Annotated in this window: 19 protein-coding genes; 9 read left to right on the top strand and 10 right to left on the bottom strand. The window is 72.6% G+C overall.

The features are described from left to right. Positions 1–56 precede the first annotated feature (56 nt). Positions 57–506, bottom strand: coding sequence for an Lrp/AsnC family transcriptional regulator (locus tag HHX37_RS20325; protein WP_111700813.1), 450 nt, complete (start codon positions 504–506; stop codon positions 57–59). Positions 507–656: 150 nt separating this feature from the next. Then, on the bottom strand, positions 657–1,712 hold the full coding sequence (locus HHX37_RS20330; protein ID WP_182886394.1) for a DMT family transporter: 1,056 nt from the start codon (positions 1,710–1,712) through the stop codon (positions 657–659). A gap of 112 nt (positions 1,713–1,824) precedes the next feature. Between HHX37_RS20330 and HHX37_RS20335 the strand changes: the two genes are divergently transcribed. Next, on the top strand, positions 1,825–2,505 hold the full coding sequence (locus tag HHX37_RS20335) for a TetR/AcrR family transcriptional regulator (RefSeq protein WP_182886395.1): 681 nt from the start codon (positions 1,825–1,827) through the stop codon (positions 2,503–2,505). Here HHX37_RS20335 and HHX37_RS20340 read toward each other — a convergent pair. Then, positions 2,459–3,151, bottom strand: a complete 693-nt coding sequence (locus HHX37_RS20340; protein WP_182886396.1) for a TetR/AcrR family transcriptional regulator — start codon at positions 3,149–3,151, stop codon at positions 2,459–2,461. The two genes, HHX37_RS20335 and HHX37_RS20340, sit on opposite strands and share 47 nt — an antisense overlap. Before the next feature lie 64 nt (positions 3,152–3,215). Between HHX37_RS20340 and HHX37_RS20345 the strand changes: the two genes are divergently transcribed. The 3 genes from HHX37_RS20345 to HHX37_RS20355 all read left to right on the top strand — a co-directional run bounded on the left by HHX37_RS20345 (position 3,216) and on the right by HHX37_RS20355 (position 5,687). Continuing rightward, the gene (locus HHX37_RS20345; RefSeq protein ID WP_182886397.1) at positions 3,216–3,959 is read left to right on the top strand and encodes an ABC transporter ATP-binding protein; all 744 of its coding nucleotides are present in this window, start codon (positions 3,216–3,218) and stop codon (positions 3,957–3,959) included. Then, positions 3,956–4,684 carry an ABC transporter permease gene (locus tag HHX37_RS20350; RefSeq protein WP_182886398.1) on the top strand — a complete coding sequence of 243 codons (729 nt, stop codon included), beginning with the start codon at positions 3,956–3,958 and terminating at the stop codon, positions 4,682–4,684. The genes HHX37_RS20345 and HHX37_RS20350 overlap by 4 nt, the downstream gene beginning before the upstream one ends. Before the next feature lie 70 nt (positions 4,685–4,754). Continuing rightward, positions 4,755–5,687, top strand: coding sequence for a LysR substrate-binding domain-containing protein (locus HHX37_RS20355; RefSeq protein WP_182879291.1), 933 nt, complete (start codon positions 4,755–4,757; stop codon positions 5,685–5,687). A 30-nt stretch (positions 5,688–5,717) separates the two neighbouring features. On the opposite strand, the gene HHX37_RS20360 is transcribed toward HHX37_RS20355, so the two are convergent. After that, the gene (locus tag HHX37_RS20360; RefSeq protein WP_182879290.1) at positions 5,718–6,617 is read right to left on the bottom strand and encodes a helix-turn-helix domain-containing protein; all 900 of its coding nucleotides are present in this window, start codon (positions 6,615–6,617) and stop codon (positions 5,718–5,720) included. Between the two features lie 261 nt (positions 6,618–6,878). On the opposite strand from HHX37_RS20360, the gene HHX37_RS20365 reads away from it, so the two are divergent. Continuing rightward, positions 6,879–7,373: an ATP-binding protein gene (locus tag HHX37_RS20365; RefSeq protein ID WP_220502990.1), complete on the top strand. Its 495-nt coding sequence runs from the start codon at positions 6,879–6,881 to the stop codon at positions 7,371–7,373. 119 nt (positions 7,374–7,492) lie between these two features. Here HHX37_RS20365 and HHX37_RS20370 read toward each other — a convergent pair whose 3' ends face one another. Next, positions 7,493–8,203, bottom strand: a complete 711-nt coding sequence (locus HHX37_RS20370) for a DUF5941 domain-containing protein (protein ID WP_182879289.1) — start codon at positions 8,201–8,203, stop codon at positions 7,493–7,495. Beyond that, complete coding sequence (locus tag HHX37_RS20375; RefSeq protein ID WP_182879288.1) at positions 8,200–9,789, bottom strand: CDP-alcohol phosphatidyltransferase family protein; 1,590 nt, start codon at positions 9,787–9,789, stop codon at positions 8,200–8,202. Before HHX37_RS20375 ends, HHX37_RS20370 begins: the two co-directional genes overlap by 4 nt. A gap of 275 nt (positions 9,790–10,064) precedes the next feature. Between HHX37_RS20375 and recO the strand changes: the two genes are divergently transcribed. Both recO and HHX37_RS20385 read left to right on the top strand, forming a co-directional pair. Continuing rightward, positions 10,065–10,847, top strand: a complete 783-nt coding sequence (gene recO / locus HHX37_RS20380; RefSeq protein ID WP_111700823.1) for a DNA repair protein RecO — start codon at positions 10,065–10,067, stop codon at positions 10,845–10,847. Between the two features lie 30 nt (positions 10,848–10,877). Then, a complete protein-coding gene (locus HHX37_RS20385) occupies positions 10,878–11,666 on the top strand; it encodes an isoprenyl transferase (protein WP_182874708.1) in 789 nt (262 codons plus the stop codon). 21 nt (positions 11,667–11,687) lie between these two features. Here the strand turns inward: HHX37_RS20385 and HHX37_RS20390 are convergent, their stop codons facing one another. The 3 genes from HHX37_RS20390 to HHX37_RS20400 form a co-directional block, all read right to left on the bottom strand. Beyond that, complete coding sequence (locus tag HHX37_RS20390) at positions 11,688–12,242, bottom strand: CGNR zinc finger domain-containing protein (protein ID WP_225312076.1); 555 nt, start codon at positions 12,240–12,242, stop codon at positions 11,688–11,690. A gap of 75 nt (positions 12,243–12,317) precedes the next feature. Further along, positions 12,318–12,758, bottom strand: coding sequence for a Fur family transcriptional regulator (locus tag HHX37_RS20395; protein WP_111700825.1), 441 nt, complete (start codon positions 12,756–12,758; stop codon positions 12,318–12,320). A 127-nt stretch (positions 12,759–12,885) separates the two neighbouring features. Beyond that, a complete protein-coding gene (locus tag HHX37_RS20400) occupies positions 12,886–13,338 on the bottom strand; it encodes a DUF6703 family protein (protein ID WP_310740457.1) in 453 nt (150 codons plus the stop codon). A 92-nt stretch (positions 13,339–13,430) separates the two neighbouring features. Here HHX37_RS20400 and HHX37_RS20405 point away from each other — a divergent pair, with 92 nt between their 5' ends. Continuing rightward, positions 13,431–13,748, top strand: coding sequence for an antibiotic biosynthesis monooxygenase family protein (locus HHX37_RS20405; RefSeq protein WP_182874707.1), 318 nt, complete (start codon positions 13,431–13,433; stop codon positions 13,746–13,748). A 202-nt stretch (positions 13,749–13,950) separates the two neighbouring features. Continuing rightward, positions 13,951–15,336 carry a glycine--tRNA ligase gene (locus HHX37_RS20410; protein WP_182874706.1) on the top strand — a complete coding sequence of 462 codons (1,386 nt, stop codon included), beginning with the start codon at positions 13,951–13,953 and terminating at the stop codon, positions 15,334–15,336. Between the two features lie 106 nt (positions 15,337–15,442). Here HHX37_RS20410 and HHX37_RS20415 read toward each other — a convergent pair whose 3' ends face one another. Continuing rightward, positions 15,443–16,903: an alpha/beta hydrolase gene (locus HHX37_RS20415; protein ID WP_310740458.1), complete on the bottom strand. Its 1,461-nt coding sequence runs from the start codon at positions 16,901–16,903 to the stop codon at positions 15,443–15,445. Between the last annotated feature and the right edge of the window lie 41 nt (positions 16,904–16,944).

Genomic DNA, 16,944 nt, shown 5'->3' on the forward strand with positions numbered 1-16,944 from the left:
GCGGACGGCAATCCAATGCGCCCATGTTGCGATCACCTGGGGATCGGTTGCGTCCTTCACCCCGATTGCGGCGATCCGTTAATCAGCCGGGAGAGCACGATGGAGCTCTTGGTCCGCACCACGAACGGCTCGGCCGCCAGGCGCTCGATCACCCGCTCGACGTGCCGCACGTCGGTCGCGCGGATGTGCAGCAGGGCGTCGGCCTCACCGGTGACCGTGCAGGCCGAGACGACCTCGGGGTGCCGGGAGACCGCCAGCCCGATCTCGGCGGGGGAGGTCTTGCCCCGGCAGTAGAGCTCGACGTACGCCTCGGTCGTCCAGCCCAGGGCCGACGGCTCGACCCGGGCGCTGAAACCGGTGATCGCGCCGGTGGCGACCAGCCGGTCGACCCGCCGCTTCACGGCCGGAGCCGACAACCCCACTTGAGTGCCTATTTCGGCGTATGTCGCACGGGCATCCTCGACGAGGGCCCGGATGATGGCGCGATCGAGCTCGTCCAACCTCACGTGGACCTGTATACAGCCGCCGACTCACCCGCGCGGCTTCGCGGACGCGGACGCCCCCGCAGGGTCCGCGCCCCTCCGCGTTCTCCCGTCGATCGGACGGCGCCGCGCCCGTTCTCTCCTGCTGCCCGTTCTCTCCTGCGGCCCGTCCGCTCAGGCGAGCTGGACGAGCACAGAACCGGCGATGAGCAGGGCGAGGCCGGCCAGGCGCGCAGCGGTGAGCGGGCGCCGGGGCAACCGCAGCAGGCCGTGGTGGTCGATCACGGCGGAGGCGAGCTGCTGGCCGGTCACGGTGAGCGCGACGGTGGCCGCGGCGCCGATCGCGGGGATCAGCGTGAAGGTCGCAGTGACGTACACCGCTGCGCAGCCGCCGCCGAGCCATCCCCACCAGGGCATCGTGCGCAGCCCGCCGAGCCGCGGCCGGGGGGTGCGGCCCAGCGCGAGCAGCGCGGCCAGGACGACGGCGATGGTGATCGTGGCCACGACGAAGCTGATCACGGCGGTGGCCACCGGCTGGTGGATCTCCCTGCGCAGCAGTGCGTTGACCGCGCCCTGCACGGGCAGGACCGCGCCGGCGACGACGCCGAGCAGAACCCAGCCGCTCCGGCCGAGACCGCCCGGCCGAGGGGCCGTCCCGGCGGTCGCCGCCGGGGCGCCGGCGCCGGTGCTCCCACCGCGCCCGGAGACACCGCCGCCGAGGGTGCCGGAGGCCGCCCGAGCCGGTGTCGGGGCCGGGGCCGGTGCCCGGGCCGGTGTCCGGATCAGGTTCTGGCCGCGGATGACGACGGTGATGCCGGCCAGGACGGCGAGCGCGCCCAGCGCGATGCCGGCGCTGAGCGGCTTGGGCGCGACGCCGAGCAGGCCGAACAGGTCCAGTCCCAGCGACGCGAACATCTGCCCGGTCACGAACAGCCCCGCCGCGGCCAGGGCGCCGAGGCGGGGGAAGAGCAGGATCCCGCTGGTGATGTAGAGCGGACTGGCCAGGCCGCCGAGCAGGTGCCAGAACGGGATGCCGGGCGGCAGGTGGAGCGCGCCGATCGCGCCCACGGTGACCGCGAGCAGCGCCAGCACGGCCGTGGCCACGCCCAGCTGCAGGGTCGAGGCGCCGTACGGGGTGCCGACGGCCTTGTTGAGCTGGAGGTTCACCGACGCCTGCACGGCCAGCAGACAGCCGGCCAGCAGCGCCGCGGCGAGGAACAGGGAGTGCATCGCCATCCTCTCGGCAGGGGAACTCAGATAAGTGGACACTGTGTCCACATGAGCCTAGGCGACAACCGGACGCGATGTCCACATGGTTGGGTCGCCGGTCTACGATGAGGTCATGAGCGACGGGGTGCGGGAACCCGGGGTGAACCGGTCGAACGGCGGCGTGCCATCGCCGGACGCGTCCGGGACCGGCCGCGAACCGCTCGTGCTCGATCTCCAGCCGGTCCGGCCGGCCCCGGTGCGGGAACGGGCGGACGCCGCGCGCAACCGCGTACGCGTGCTCGCGGCGGCCGAGCGGCTCTTCGCCGCCGGGGACGCCCGGAACGTCACCATGGACGAGATCGCCAAGGAGGCGGGCGTGGGGCGGGCGACGCTGTACCGCCGTTATCCGGACGTCGCGGCGATCGCCACGGCGCTGCTGGACGAGCACGAGCGGCGGCTGCAGGAGCACATCCTGAGCGGGCCGCCGCCGCTCGGCCCGGGGGCCTCACCGGCCGAGCGGCTCGCCGCGTTCTGCGTCGCCATGGTCGACCTGCTGGAGCGTCACCTGCACCTCGTCCTGGGGGCCGAGACCGGCAGCGCCAGATTCGGCACCGGCGCGTACGGCTTCTGGCGCGCGCACGTCCGGATGCTGCTGACCGAGTCGGGGGCGCCGGATCCGGACGGCATGGCCGACGGCGTGCTGGCGCCGTTCGCGCCCGAGGTGTACCTGTTCCAGCGGCGGACCCTGGGCCTCTCGCAGCACCGCGTCACCGAGGCGCTGGTGTGGTCCGCTCACCGGCTGGCGGGAGGCTGACGGCCCGGGGCCCGGGCCGCAGGCAGTAGTCGCCGACCCCGCGCTCCAGCAGGTCGAAGGCGCGCTCGGCGTGCGCGCGCAGGTCCGCGACGATGCCCGAGCCCTCCTCGCCGGCGAGCCGCCGCATCGCGAAGTGCCGGGTGAGCGCCTCGACCGCCGCGCGGATCTGGGCCGCAACCAGGGACGGGGTCATGTCGTCGGGATCGGCCTCGGTCTCGTCGGCGAGCACGGCGGCGAGCCGCTCCTCGCGGTGCCGGCTCATCATCTCGATCCTGGCCTGCAGCGCCGGGCTCTCCCGGATCCGCTGGACGAAGACGTCCGCGCCCTCGTTGATCCCGTAGCGCCAGTCGCCGGAGTCCAGGGCCGCGAGGAAGTCGCGCCGCACCGCCTCGACCGCCGTCTCGCCGGGCCGGCGCTCACGGACCACTCGCGCCAGCACGTCCATGCTCTCCTCACTGCGGTCGAGGAACAGGTCCTCCTTCGTGCGGAAGTAGTTGAACACGGTGTTGACCGACACGTCGGCCGCCCGCGCCACCTCGGCCACGGTGACGTTGTCGAACCCCCGCACCAGGAACAGCCCCGTCGCGATGTCGGAGATCCGCTGCCGGGTCTCCCGCTTCTTCCGCTCCCGCAGGCCCTCTTCCATGCCTCGATTCTAAGGACGAGCACAAACTTTAAGTGACTCCAAATTTGGTGTTACTCTACCGAGCATGATTCACGTCAGAGGCCTCACCAAGACGTTCGGGACGGCCGAGGCCGTTCGGGGGATCGACGTCGACGTCTCCGCGGGCGAGATCGTCGGCTTCCTCGGCCCGAACGGCGCGGGCAAGACCACCACCCTGCGCATGCTGACCACGCTGCTGCGTCCGACGTCCGGCACCGCCACGGTCGCGGGCGCCGACCTCTTCGCCGACCCGGTGGCCGTACGCCGGCGCATCGGCTACGTCGCCCAGGGCGGCGCGTTCGGGCCGTTCACCCCGGTCGGGGACGAACTCGTGCTCCAGGCCCGCCTGCACGGCCTGAGCCGGGCCGAAGCCCGCGCCCGGGTGACCTCCCTGCTCGCCGCCCTGGACCTCGCCGGGGTCGAGGAGCGGACGACGGTCATGCTGTCGGGCGGCCAGAAGCGCAGGCTCGACATCGCGATGGGCCTGCTCCACCGGCCCGGGCTGCTCTTCCTCGACGAGCCCACCACCGGGCTCGACCCGCAGAGCCGCGCCAACCTGTGGGACCACATCCGGCGGCTGCGCGAGCGCGACGGCGTGACGGTCTTCCTCACCACCCACTACCTGGAGGAGGCCGACGCGCTCTGCGACCGGATCCTGATCATCGACCACGGCCGGATCGTCGCCGAGGGCACCCCGGACCGGCTGAAGGCCGAGTACGGCGCGCGCACGCTCGACGAGGTCTTCCTCGCGGTCACCGGCCGCGAGCTGCGCGAGGGAGCCGCCGCGTGACCGCTCTCGCCGTCCTGACCGGCCACTACCTGCGCACCTCCTTCGGCAGCAAGGTCAGCCTCGCCTTCGGCGCCGTGCAGCCGTTCCTCTTCCTCGTGCTGTTCGGCCCGCTGTTCGCCCGCAGCGGCGTCGGGTCGTGGGCCGTCCTCGTGCCCGGCCTGCTGGTGCAGCTCGCGCTGACCAGCGCGGGGATGGCGGGGTTCGGCATCGTCTTCGACCAGCGGTTCGGCGTGCTCGAACGGCTCCGGGTCGCCCCGGTGAGCCCGGTCACGCTGCTGCTCGGCCGGGTGCTCAGGGACAGCCTGGTGCTGCTGGTGCAGGCCGTCGCGATCATCGTGGCGGGCTACGCGCTCGGGCTGCGGGCCCCGCTCCCGGGGGTGCTGGCGGCCCTGCTCCTGATGACCGTGCTGTCCGTCGGCATGGCGTCGCTGTCATACGCGGCGGCGCTCACGATGCGGCAGGAACTGTTCGCGCCCGTGATGTCCACCGTGGTGGTCCCGCTGATGCTGCTGTCGGGCGCGCTGCTGCCGATGTCGCTCGCCCCCGCCTGGCTCGACGTGGCGTCGCGGCTCACGCCGTTCCGGTACGCGGTCGAGGGACTGCGGGCGTTGTTCTCCGGTTCCTACGGCGCGTCGGCCGTGTTGTGGGGGGTGGTCGTGTCCCTGGCCCTCGCGATCGGGGGGCTCGCGCTGGGCGCGAATCGTTTCCGTTGGGAAAAGGCCTGATCAGGGGCCGGAAAAGGCATTCGAAGTTGATACCGGATCGCGGGCGCCAGCGGGCCCGGAGACGGTCACAATGGGTGGCGTGGCGGACGCCAACTTCACCCTCGTCCAGCTGCGTTACTTCGTAACCGCGGCCGAGCTCGGCAGTATGACCGCGGCCAGCAGAGAGCTCATGGTCGCGCAGTCGGCGATCTCGGCCGCGATCGCCCAGGTCGAGCGGGAGCTCGGGGTCCAGCTCCTGATCCGCCACCACGCCCGCGGCCTGTCGCTGACCCGCGCGGGCGAGCGCTTCCTCGTCGAGGCGCGGGAGTTCCTCGCCCACGCTGCGGCCCTCGCCCAGTCGGCGCGCGGCCTCGCGGGCTCGCTCACCGGCGAGCTCGCGGTCGGCTGCCTGACGACCCTCGCGCCGTTCTACCTCTCGCGCCTGCTGCGCGAGTTCGCCGGGCGTTATCCGGGGGTGCGGGTCAGCGTCGCCGAGGGCGAGCTGTCCACGATGGAGGCGGCGCTGCTGGACGGCAGGTGCGAGGTCGCCCTGGTCTACGCCATCGACCTCGCCCTCGATCTCGACATCCGGCCGCTCACCCAGGCCAGGCCGTACGCACTGCTTCCCGTGGGGCATCCGCTGGCGGAGGCGGAGGCGGTGTCGCTGGCGGACCTGGCCACCGAGCCGATGATCCTGCTCGACCTGCCGCGCAGCCGCGACTACTTCCGGGCGATCTATCCGACGGAACCGCGCGTGCGCTTCCGGACGTCGAGCTACGAGACCGCCCGCGCGCTCGTGGCGGGCGGGCACGGCTACTCGATACTGAACCAGCGGGCCGACAGCGACCACACCTACGACGGCGGGCGGGTGGCGTGCGTGCCGATCAGCGACGACGTCCCGGCGCTCGACGTCGTGCTCGCCTCGGTGCGCGGTGTGCGGCCCACCGCCCGGGCGGTCGCCTTCGCCGAGACCTGCCAGGCGTTCTTCTCCGGCCGGCGGCCCGGCCAGGCGTCCGGCGGGTGAGCGCGGCCGTCCCGGACGCCGTCCGGCAGGTCACCGGTAGGCGGCCAGCAGCTCCTCCAGGAGCGCGGTCGTCCGCTCGGCCGAGTGGGCCTCCACGCAGATCGCGTTCAGCACCTGCGTGTACGCCTCGGTGTCCTCCGGCTTGTCCAGGTAGAGGGCGCTGGTGAGCTGCTCCAGATAGACGACGTCGGGCAGCTCGGGCGCGTCGAAGCGCAGGACCGAGAACGGCCCGCCCACGGTGAACTGCCCGCCGCGGTCGAAGGGCACGACCTGCAGCGTGACGTTCGGCCGCCTGGTCACCTCGATCAGATGCTCCAGCTGGGCCCGCATCACCTCCGGGCCGCCGACCGGGCGGCGCAGCACCCCCTCGTCCACCACGGCCCACAGCGTCGCGGCGTCCGGCCCGGTCAGCCGCTTCTGGCGGCGCAGCCGCAGGTCCACGTGCCGGTCGACCTCGTCGGCGGACCGTCCCGAGTTGGCCACCCGTACGGTGGCCCGCGCGTACTCGGGGGTCTGCAGCAGGCTGGGGACGAACTGCAGCTCGTAGCAGCGGATCAGGCACGCCGCCTCTTCCAGCCCGACGTAGAACTCGAACCAGCCCGGCAGCACGTCGCTGTACTTGTGCCACCAGCCGGGGAGGTTGGCCTGACGGGCCAGGTCCAGCAGCACCGCCCGTTCGTCCGGGTCGGTCAGGCCGTACAACGTGAGCAGGTCGGCGACATCCCGCTCCTTGAAGCCCACCCGGCCGAGCTCCAACCGGCTGATCTTGGCGTGGGACGCGCGGATGGTGTGCGCGGCCGTCTCCGGAGTGATGCCGCTCTCCCGGCGAAGCCGCCTGAGCTGCGCGCCGAGCACCAGCCGCAGGGCGGTCGGGCCGCTTCGGGCGAGCCCGAACGGTAACGAGGGGGCGTTTTCCGCCTGCGCGTTCACGTGGTCTCCATTGGCGACGCTCCGGGTGATTGCCTCGTGAAACCGGGTGTCCGAGGGGCGAAACAGGTCGGACGGAGGAGTATTCGGTTGATCATCCTACCGGATGGGGTCCGAGGCGGGGTTTTCTGGGGACTTCCACGAAAAGTCGATGGCATCCGACATTTGCACGTGCACGCGCGCTTGCACCCGCAAGGCGCAGGGCAAGATACACGACGGCAGGGAAATTCACATCATGTAATGGTGAGACCTGAGGGACCCGCGATGACAGCAGACCTGGCAGGCCCGGGAGCCGCGACCGCGCCTTCGTGGCTGACCGCGATGTTCGAAGGGGACGACGTCGCCGGGCTGTCCCTGCCCGCGTCGGCGACGTGTGACATCCACGGGCGCACCACCTCGCCCGCAGCCGCCAGGGACTTCACCGCCCGGACGCTGAGCGGCTGGGACGCCGGCGACCTGGTGCCCGACGCGCAGATCGTCGTGTCGGAACTGGTGACCAACGCGCTCCGGCACGCGCCCGCCGAGCCCGCCGGCGCCCCGCCGATCCGGCTGAGGCTGGTGAGGCACCGTTTTCATATCGGCTGTGGCGTGAGCGACGCCAGTGCGCGGGTGCCCGCGCTGTCTCCCTGGAACGATCTTTCGGAGTCCGGCCGCGGGCTGCACCTGGTCGACGCGCTGTGCGCGGCCTGGGGATGGATCCTCACCCGGGGCGGCGGGAAGGTGGTCTGGGCGCTGTTCGACGCGCGATCCTCCTACTGACCGCCCGCCGCCCGCCGGGCCGCGTCCCGCCCGCCTCCGGGCCGTCCCTCTTCCCGCCGTCTTCCCGCACGCCGTTCCCGGGCCGCGCCGGCTCCGGGTCGAGCCTGGTCAGGCCTGCTTCAGCCCTGGTCGGCGTCGCCGGTGGCCTGCTCGGCGGCGTCCTCGGGCGACTGCTCCAGGTCCTGGTCGGCCTGGGCCTGCGCGGACGCCTTGTCCAGGCGCACCCAGCTGGTGATGCTCTCGACCGAGAACAGCACGAGCAGGTACGCCGTGAGGACGGCGGCGACGGGGGTCAGCCACCCGGCCGCCGCGCCCGCCCCCAGGATCAGCAGGCGGACCTCCCAGCCGAGCCCCGCCCGGTAGAGCCACGCCGGGGGCCAGATGCCCTGCCGGGTGCGGTAGACCGTGTCGTACGTGTGGTAGCCGATCACGTAGATGAGCACGAACAGCAGCCACTTGGGCGTGCTCTCGGCCAGCCCGAGCAGGATGACCGTCAGGAACTCGGCGGCCCGCAGCAGTGGGGGAGTGAGCCAGTCGAAGCGGCCCAGGTGGTCGCGGCCGGCGGTCGGCAGCACCAGCACGAGCAGCACGGCCACCGGGAGGAGCAGGACCGGGCCGTCGGTGAGGATCCCGGCGACGGCCGCCGCCACGATCGCGAGCAGCGCCACCGCCGTCGCGGGCACCGGCGGCAGCAGCCGGCCCAGGGTGCCCTTCAGCGCGGTCGCGAGCGGGCCGTCGTCGCGGTAGGCGAGCAGGCGCGCGGTCTGGACGCGGCGGCGCTCCTCGTCCGGGTCGGGGAGCGGGGTGATGGCCTGCGGCTGGGTGATCATGCGAGTGACCTCAGGAGACGTCCGGTGAGGGTGTAGGTGGCCGCGACGCCGCCCCAGATGATCAGCGTGAGGAACGTGACCCGGGGGTCGAAGAACGCGGCGGTGATCGCGATGGCGGCGAAGCGCTCGCCGATGGGGAACACGATCATCTTGCGGGCCCAGTGGACCGGGCGGAACTTCCCGGCCTTCGTCCAGAGCCGCAGCAGACCGCGCACTCCGGTGCTCCGGCTCGCCCTGCGCTCCTCCAGCGCCTCCCGCAGCGGGCGGTCGTCGGCGACCGTGAGGTCCAGCGTGGGCAGCGGCACCGGCGCCTTGCGCCGGTTGGCCGCGCCGAACGAGAAGTCGAGCAGGTGCTTGACCGACTGGAGGGCCAGCGCGACCAGCGCCAGCGTCCAGACGCCCTCGCCGTCGCCGAACTGCCCGGACACCGTCGCACCGACCGCCAGGCCGACGAAGACGGCGTACTCCTTGAACCGGTCGAACGTGGCGTCCAGCCAGGCGCCGAGCACGCCGAACTTGCGGGCGTACCGCGCGACCTGCCCGTCGACGCAGTCGAAGACGAACGCGAAGTAGATGAGCACCCCTCCGGCGATCGCCCCCCAGCGGGTGCCGGTGGCGAACGCGCCGGCCGACAGCAGGCCGAGGGCGATCGAGATCAGCGTCACCTGGTTGGGGGTGAGCCCCCGGCGAGCCGCCCAGCGGGCGATGAAGCGCGAGTAGGTGCTGACGAAGAACGTGGTGAAGAAGCCGTCGGCGCCCTTCACCGCGTTGTCGAGCCGGGCCCGGTCCTCGTCGTAGCCGGCCATCTCCGCCTGCGCCTCGTCGGCCTCGGCCTGGCTCCGGACGCGGCGGAAGAACAGGTCGCGGCGGCCCCGCCGGCCGACCGAGACGCCGCGCCGGACCAGCCCGAGCACGAGAAGCTCGGTCAGGTCGTCCTCGGGGCCGAACAGGTGGGCCATCTCCGCCAGGTCGCGGGCGGCCTCGGCGAGGGTCGGCAGGTGCCGCTGGTGCAGGTGGAGCGGTCCGAGCAGCGCCGCGTTCGGCCGGGTCACCGCGTGGTAGGCGGTGCCGACCGAGATGATCCGGCCGCGGCCCGCGCGGGTGCGCTGGGGCAGTCCCTCGATGAACTGCGAGCCGATCTCGGGCACGGCCTCCTCGATCGGCACCATCTCCTCGATCGGCGCGTTCTCGTCCCGCTCCGGGCGGACGATCAGCGCGAGGGCGCCCCGCTTGGCCTTAGTGATCTGGTAGATCAGCTCGTCGTGCACCAGCGAGTCGGCCGGCAGGATCAGCAGATTGTCCTCGGCGGCCTCGGCCACGTCGGCCAGCGCGCGCAGGTCTCCGGCGACGTCCCGGCTCTCCACCACGCGGCCGTACGGCCGGGCGTAGGCCGCCGCGTCGCCGGGCCGGGCGATCGTCGTCGGCTCGGGGTCCAGCGCGGCGGCCTGCGCGAGCAGCCTGTCGTACGCGGAGGGCGCCCCGGGAAGCGAGGTCAGCGTGATGGCCGCGGGCAGGGCGGGCCGGCCGCCGGGCGGCGGGAAAGCGATCGGGCCGGGCGGCGCGCCCAGCAGGACCACGCGGGTCATGGCAACCTTTCACGCAACGGGGGAGTCAGGCCCTTGGGGCTTGACCGGCGCGGGGAAGTCCGCCGGAGGCCAAAGCTTAGTGACCTTTCCGCTCGGACGTGGCACCCCAGGTTTACCGTACGGCCGCTAGATGTACAGCTTCGTCCGGGTTTGCCACTCGGCATCGTCGCCGGATCATTACCGAATTTTCACCATTCATGCGCTTGAGTGGGGTGAAAAGCCTCGTATGGGGCCCGAGGGGGCGCCCGCCACCGGGCGGACCCTACGATGACGGAGTGAGCCTCTACCGCGACGAGGGCGTCGTGCTGCGCACCCAGAAGCTGGGCGAGGCCGACCGCATCATCACCCTCCTCACCCGGCGCACCGGCAAGGTCCGGGGCGTGGCCAAGGGCGTACGCAGGACCATGTCGCGGTTCGGCGCGCGGCTGGAGCCGTTCTCACACGTGGACCTGCAGCTTCACGGCGGCAGGTCGCTCGACGTGATCACGCAGGTCGAGACCCTGCATCCGTACGGCGAGGCGATCGTCGCCGACTACCCGAGATACACGGCGGGCACGGCGATGCTGGAGACGGCCGACCGGCTGACCGTGGGGGAGAAGGAGCCGGCGCTGCGCCAGTTCCTGCTGCTGGTCGGCGGCCTCCGCACGCTCGCCCAGGGCGGCCACGAGGCCCGGCTGGTGCTCGACGCGTTCTTCCTGCGCTCGCTGGCGGTGGCGGGCTACGCCCCCGCGCTGTCGGAGTGCGCGCGGTGCGGCGCCGAGGCGGCGCGCGCCTTCGCGATCGTGGCGGGCGGGGTGGTCTGCGGCGCGTGCCGCCCGCCCGGCGCGGCCGTTCCCGCGGCCGAGACGATCGCGCTGATGATCGCTCTGCTGCGGGGAGACTGGGCCGCCGCGGACTCCTCCGAGCCGCGGCACCGCACCGAGTGCAGCGGCCTGGTGGCGGCCTACCTGCAGTGGCACCTGGAGCACGGCATCCGTTCGCTGCGCCACGTCGAGCGGGAGTGGCCGGGCGCCGGAGATGCCGAACCTGCACCGGATCCGCACGTCTTCCGCACCTGAGGACCGCTCCGGACGCAATACGCTCGCTACATGGTTCGTCCTCCCACTCCACACCCGTCCGGGGCCACTCCACCCGACATTCCGCGCGCCCTGCTGCCGCGTCACGTGGCGATCGTCATGGACGGCAACGGCCGCTGGGCCAAGGCCCGCGGGCTGCCGAGGACTGAAGGGCACAAGATGGGCGAGGCGTCGCTGTTCGACGTCATCGAGGGCGCCATCGAGATCGGCATCCCCTACCTGTCCGCGTACGCCTTCTCGACCGAGAACTGGAAGCGCTCGCCCGACGAGGTGCGCTTCCTCATGGGCTTCAACCGCGACGTCATCCGGCGCAGGCGCGACGAGCTCGACGCCATGGGCGTACGGGTCCGCTGGGCCGGGCGGCCCGGCCGGCTCTGGCGAAGCGTGATCAAGGAGCTGGAGGACGCCGAGCGCAGGACGGTCGGCAACAGCACGCTGACCCTGCAGTTCTGCGTGAACTACGGCGGCCGCGCGGAGATCGTGGACGCGGCCGTGCGGCTCGCCCGCGACATCGCCGACGGCCGGGTCAAGCCCGACAAGGTCTCGGAGAAGGTCTTCGCCCGCTACCTCGACGAGCCCGAGATCCCGGACGTCGACCTGTTCCTGCGGTCCTCGGGCGAGCAGCGCACCTCGAACTTCCTGCTCTGGCAGTCCGCCTACGCCGAGATGGTGTTCCTCAACCAGCTCTGGCCCGACTTCGACCGCCGTGACCTGTGGCAGGCGTGCGAGATCTACGCCAAGCGCGACCGCAGGTACGGCGGCGCGCTGCCGAACGAGGCCGCCCCCGCCTCCGCACGGTAGCCGGACCCGCGGCGGGAGGCGTCAGGAGGCGTCGCGGCGGCGGGCGCGGGCCCGGTAGGCGGCCACGTGCATGCGGTTGCCGCAGGTGCGGCTGTCGCAGTAGACCCGGGACCGGTTCCGCGACTCGTCCACGAAGACGTGTGAGCAGTCGGGCGCGGCGCACGTGCGCAGCCGCTCCCGCTCGTTCTCCACGAGCACGTGGGCGAGCGCGACACCGCAGTCGGCGGCCAGATGCTCGGCGACCGACGCGTCCGGCGCGAAGTAGTGGACGTGGAGCGGGTGGCCGTCGTGCTCGGTCAGGCTGGGCGTGATGCGGGTGCGGCCCAGCAGCGTGTTGAGCACCCTGACCGCCGTCGTCTGGTCGGGCGCGGTGAACACGGCGTGGAACGCCTCGCGCAGGGCCCGCACCTCGGCGAGGTCCCGCCGGGTCAGCGTCCGCACCCCGCTGACCTCCCGCCTGCCGACGAACTCCGCCAGGTCGGCGACCTCGGCCAGCCCGTCGCGCTCGCCGGCGCCGGTGTTGACGAGGTCCACCACCGTCGCCAGCGAGTACACCATGTCATGGCTGAACGGCACGCCATCTCCTTCTGTCGCGGCGGGCTTGGCGCGGCGCAGGAAGCGTACTCCCCGCGAGGCCTGCGCGGGGCGGGGTCAGCCCTTCCCGGCGGCCTTTCCGACCGTCTTCGCGGGCGTCGCCGAAGGGGTGGCCGCGCCGCGTGACGCGGCGCACGAGGAGCAGGTGCCGAAGACCTCGACGGTGTGGGTGACGTCGATGAAGCCGTGCTCGGCCCCGACGACCTCGGCCCACCGCTCCACGTCCGGCCCGGCCACCTCGACCGTGCGCCCGCACAGCCGGCACACGAGGTGGTGGTGGTGCGTGTCGCTCTGGCAGGCCCGGTAGACCGACTCGCCCTCGTCGGTGCGCAGCACGTCGACCCGGCCCGCGTCGGACAGCGACTGGAGCGCCCGGTAGACGGTCGTGAGGCCGATCTTCGAGCCGTCCGCGCGCATCTCGGCGAACACGTCCTGCGCGCTGCGGAACCCGCCGCTCTGGCGGAGGATCTCGTGGACGGCGTCGCGGCTCTTGGTCATCAAGGACTCCCGGGTACGGCGGCGCCCTACGCACTGCGCCCTACGAAATACAGACTAGGTCGTGTCCGGCAGGTCGAGCGGCGCCGTCCGACCGGCGGCACCCGCGACGACCTGGGGACGGCTCGCGTCAGAAGAGCCCGAAGCGGGTCGCGACGAGGAGAACCAGGAAGGTCCCGACCGCCACGCGGAGCAACCGGCCCATCGGCCGCAGCGACGGCCACGACAGGTAGGCCAGCCAGGCGATGAACGCCAGCACCGGGAGCACGGCCACGCCGCCGCGCCAGTCCGGCACGACCAGCCCGGCGATGAGCAGCGCCACCAGGACCACCGGGGCCAGCCACCGGGGCATCTGGAACAGGAAGACCAGCAGCGGGGCGCTCTTCGTCTCGACCGTCCGGCGCGCCCCGGTGGCGCCCGGCGTGAAGAAGTGCTCGCCGGCGGGCAGCGGACGCACCGGGCGCGGCGATCGCCCCTGGGCTCCTCCCGCCCGTGCTCCCCGCGCCTGCGTCTCCCCGGCGGGCCTGCGCGCCAGGGGATGCGCGGGGACCTGGCGGCGCGGCGGTTCCGTTTCGCTTCCCACGCCTGAGAGCCTAGCCCCGCCCGCGCCTCCCGCGCCCCTTCGCCCGCCCCCTCGCGGCGGGCCGTACGGGAGAGGGTGGCATGCTGGGCGGCATGCTCGCCGTGATCCGCTACTCGGTGCCGGGCGCCCGCACCGAGGAGTTCGCCACCCAGGCCCGCGCCATCCTGGACCTGCTGGCCGCGCAGCCGGGCTACCTCCGCGGACGGCTCGGCAGGGCGGTGGACGAGCCCGCGCTGTGGGCGCTGGTCAGCGAGTGGGAGGGGGCGGGCCACTACCGGCGCGCCCTGTCGGCGGCGCGGATGGAGATGTATCCGCTGATGACCCTCATGATCAACGAGCCGGGGGCCTTCGAGGACGTCTACGCGCCTCCGGGCGCCGGCGTGAACGCGGGGACCACGGGCAAGCCGTGAGCGCGGGGCCGCCGGATTCCCCTAAGCTTGGGCACGGATCCGGGCAGGTGGCCGGACGTCGCCGCCGCCGCGGGCAGGCGGCCGGGCCGAGCCCGACCGCTTGAGCGAGCCGCCGGCGCATCGCCGACCTCGATCTGAACCTGACCTCGATCCGCACCGACCCGATCTCAACGCCGACACCCAGCCGGATGGAGTCCCACTGATGGCACGTCGCACCGACGTCCTGGAAACGATCGTCAGCCTCGCCAAGCGCCGCGGGCTCGTCTTCCCGTCGAGCGAGATCTACGGAGGCCTGCGGGCGTCCTGGGACTACGGACCCCTGGGTGTCGAGCTCAAGAACAACGTCAAGCGCGAGTGGTGGAAGGCCATGGTGCAGGGCCGCGACGACGTCGTCGGCCTCGACTCGTGCGTCATCCTCGCCCGCGAGGTCTGGCAGGCCAGCGGTCACGTCGAGACGTTCACCGACCCGCTCACCGAGTGCCAGTCGTGCCACAAGCGGTACCGCGCCGACCATCTGCTCGAGGCGTACGAGGCCAAGCACGGCAGTGAGCCCGCGGGCGGCCTGGCCGACATCACCTGCCCCAACTGCGGCAACAAGGGCGCCTTCACCCAGCCCAGGCAGTTCAGCGGCCTGCTGAAGACGTTCCTCGGCCCGGTCGAGGACGAGTCGGGCCTGGCGTACCTGCGGCCGGAGACCGCCCAGGGCATCTTCATCAACTACCTGAACGTGCAGCAGTCGGCCCGCCGGAAGATCCCGTTCGGCATCGGGCAGGTCGGCAAGTCGTTCCGCAACGAGATCACCCCGGGCAACTTCATCTTCCGCACCCGCGAGTTCGAGCAGATGGAGATGGAGTTCTTCGTCAAGCCCGGCACCGACGAGGAGTGGCACCAGTACTGGATCGACGAGCGCCTGCGCTGGTACGTCGACCTCGGTATCAACAAGGACAACCTGCGGCTCTACGAGCACCCGAAGGAGAAGCTGTCCCACTACTCCAAGCGGACGGTGGACATCGAGTACCGCTTCAACTTCGCCGGCGGCGAGTGGGGTGAGCTGGAGGGCATCGCCAACCGCACCGACTTCGACCTCACCGCGCACGGGAAGGCGTCGGGGACCGACCTGTCGTTCTTCGAGCAGGAGTCGGGCGAGCGTTACGTGCCGTACGTCATCGAGCCGGCGGCCGGTGTGGACCGCGCGACGCTGACCTTCCTCCTCGACGCCTACACGGTCGACGAGGCGCCCAACGCCAAGGGCGTGATGGAGGAGCGGACCGTGATGCGCCTCGACCACCGCCTGGCCCCGGTCAAGGTCGCGGTGCTGCCGCTGTCGCGCAACGCCGACCTGTCGCCGAAGGCCCGCGACCTGGCCGCGCGGCTGCGCCGCCGGTGGAACGTGGACTTCGACGACGCGGGCGCGATCGGCCGCCGCTACCGCCGCCAGGACGAGATCGGCACGCCGTTCGCGATCACGGTCGACTTCGACACCCTGGAGGACCAGGCCGTGACGATCCGCGAGCGCGACACGATGGCCCAGCAGCGGGTCGCGCTCGACCAGGTCGAGTCCTACCTGCGTCAGCACCTGAACGACTGATCGGCGCACCGAAGGCCCCGCCCGGGAGATCTCCCGGGCGGGGCCTTCCGCGTCGTCGACGAAAAGCGCCGGGGACGGGCCGGGCGGATCGTGGGGGCCCGGGGGATCAGGTGCAGCGCGTGTTCTTCGCGGGCACCCGCCCCTCCAGCAGGTAGGCGTTGACGCGGTCGTCGATGCAGCCGCTCTGGCCGTACGCGCCGTGGCCCTCGCCGTCCAGGGTCAGCAGCACCCCGGTGCGCAGCTGACCGGCGAGCCGCGGCGCCCACTGGTACGGCGTGGCCGGGTCGTTGGTCACGCCGACCACCAGGATGGGCCCCGAGCCGCTCGCGTCGACCCGCCGGGCGCCGTCGTCTCCCGGCACCGGCCACACGCTGCAGGATCCGGCGCTGGCCGCGGTCGGCGCGAAGACCGGCGTCCGCGCCCTGAGCCGCCGGGCCAGCTTCTCGGCCTCCTCGACCGACGGCCGGTCGGTGGTGTCGGCGCACAGGATCGCGGGCAGCGAGAACTGCAGGGTCGAGTAGCTGCCGTCGGGCCGCCGCCCGGCGTACTGGTCGGCGAGCGTGAGCAGGCCGCTGTAGTCGCCCTTCCCGCCCTCCTTCAGCGCCTCGGTGAGCAGCGGCCAGGTGAGCCTGCTGTAGAGGGCCTGCGTGATGCCGGCCCTGGCGATGTTCTGGGTGATCTCGCGGTCGCCCTGCTTCTGCGGCCTGCGGTTCAGGTAGTCGAGCAGCTTCAGCACGTCGGCCTTCACGGCGGCGGGGTCGGCGCCGAGCGGGCAGCTCGTCCGGGTCCTGGCGCAGTCGGCCACGTAGTCCTCGTAGGCCTTCTGGAAGCCGAGGGCCTGGGTCTTGGACATGTCGAGCAGGGTGACCGAGGGGTCGACGGCCGAGTCGAGCACCATCCTGCCCACCTTGCCGGGGAACTGGGTGGCGTAGACCGCGCCGAGGTGGGTGCCGTAGGAGAACCCGAGGTAGTTGAGGCGGGAGTCGCCGAGCGCCGCCCGCAGCGCCTCCATGTCGCGCGCCGCGTTGACCGTGCCGACGTACGGCAGGATCCAGCCCGCTTCGCGTTCGCACCCCTGGGTGAACTCGGCGACGAGGCTCTTCTCCGACCGGGCGTCGCCGCTGGGCTCGTGGGCGAGGAAGTAGTCCATCCGCGGGCCGCTGAGGCACCGGATGCCGCTGCTGCGCTCGACTCCGCGCGGGTCGAAGCTGACGAGGTCGTAACGGCCGCCCAGGGTGGAGAACGCGTGCGCCGCCTGCATGAGCGTCGTGACGCCGGAACCGCCGGGGCCGCCGAAGTTGAAGACGAGTGAGCCGAGCCGCCGGCCGGGTTCGGTGGCGCGCAGCCGGACCAGGGCGATGCCGATCTTCCTGCCGGACGGCGCGGCGTAGTCGAGCGGCACCTGGAGCGTCGCGCACTCGAAGCCGGACGACGACGCCGTCTCCTCGCACGGCTTCCAGGCCAGGCCCGGCGTGCCCGACACGCTCTGCTCCGGGGTGACCCGCGCGCCCTCGCACCCGGTGGCCGCCACCAGCGCGGCCAGTCCCGCGGCCACCGCCGTCGTCACCGGCCAGAGCCTCCGAGCCGGCACCCCCCGCGTCGGCACCC

Source organism: Microbispora sp. H10885, assembly GCF_014161415.1.
GTDB lineage: Bacteria > Actinomycetota > Actinomycetes > Streptosporangiales > Streptosporangiaceae > Microbispora > Microbispora triticiradicis.

Bases quoted from the DNA above. Each gene is read 5' to 3' on its own strand.
- HHX37_RS20330 (WP_182886394.1), bottom strand. From the start codon at position 1,712: ATGCACTCCCTGTTCCTCGCCGCGGCGCTGCTGGCCGGCTGTCTGCTG.
- HHX37_RS20335 (WP_182886395.1), top strand. From the start codon at position 1,825: ATGAGCGACGGGGTGCGGGAACCCGGGGTGAACCGGTCGAACGGCGGC.
- HHX37_RS20340 (WP_182886396.1), bottom strand. From the start codon at position 3,151: ATGGAAGAGGGCCTGCGGGAGCGGAAGAAGCGGGAGACCCGGCAGCGG.
- HHX37_RS20345 (WP_182886397.1), top strand. From the start codon at position 3,216: ATGATTCACGTCAGAGGCCTCACCAAGACGTTCGGGACGGCCGAGGCC.
- HHX37_RS20355 (WP_182879291.1), top strand. From the start codon at position 4,755: ATGGGTGGCGTGGCGGACGCCAACTTCACCCTCGTCCAGCTGCGTTAC.
- HHX37_RS20365 (WP_220502990.1), top strand. From the start codon at position 6,879: ATGACAGCAGACCTGGCAGGCCCGGGAGCCGCGACCGCGCCTTCGTGG.
- HHX37_RS20370 (WP_182879289.1), bottom strand. From the start codon at position 8,203: ATGATCACCCAGCCGCAGGCCATCACCCCGCTCCCCGACCCGGACGAG.
- HHX37_RS20375 (WP_182879288.1), bottom strand. From the start codon at position 9,789: ATGACCCGCGTGGTCCTGCTGGGCGCGCCGCCCGGCCCGATCGCTTTC.
- HHX37_RS20385 (WP_182874708.1), top strand. From the start codon at position 10,878: ATGGTTCGTCCTCCCACTCCACACCCGTCCGGGGCCACTCCACCCGAC.
- HHX37_RS20395 (WP_111700825.1), bottom strand. From the start codon at position 12,758: ATGACCAAGAGCCGCGACGCCGTCCACGAGATCCTCCGCCAGAGCGGC.
- HHX37_RS20405 (WP_182874707.1), top strand. From the start codon at position 13,431: ATGCTCGCCGTGATCCGCTACTCGGTGCCGGGCGCCCGCACCGAGGAG.
- HHX37_RS20410 (WP_182874706.1), top strand. From the start codon at position 13,951: ATGGCACGTCGCACCGACGTCCTGGAAACGATCGTCAGCCTCGCCAAG.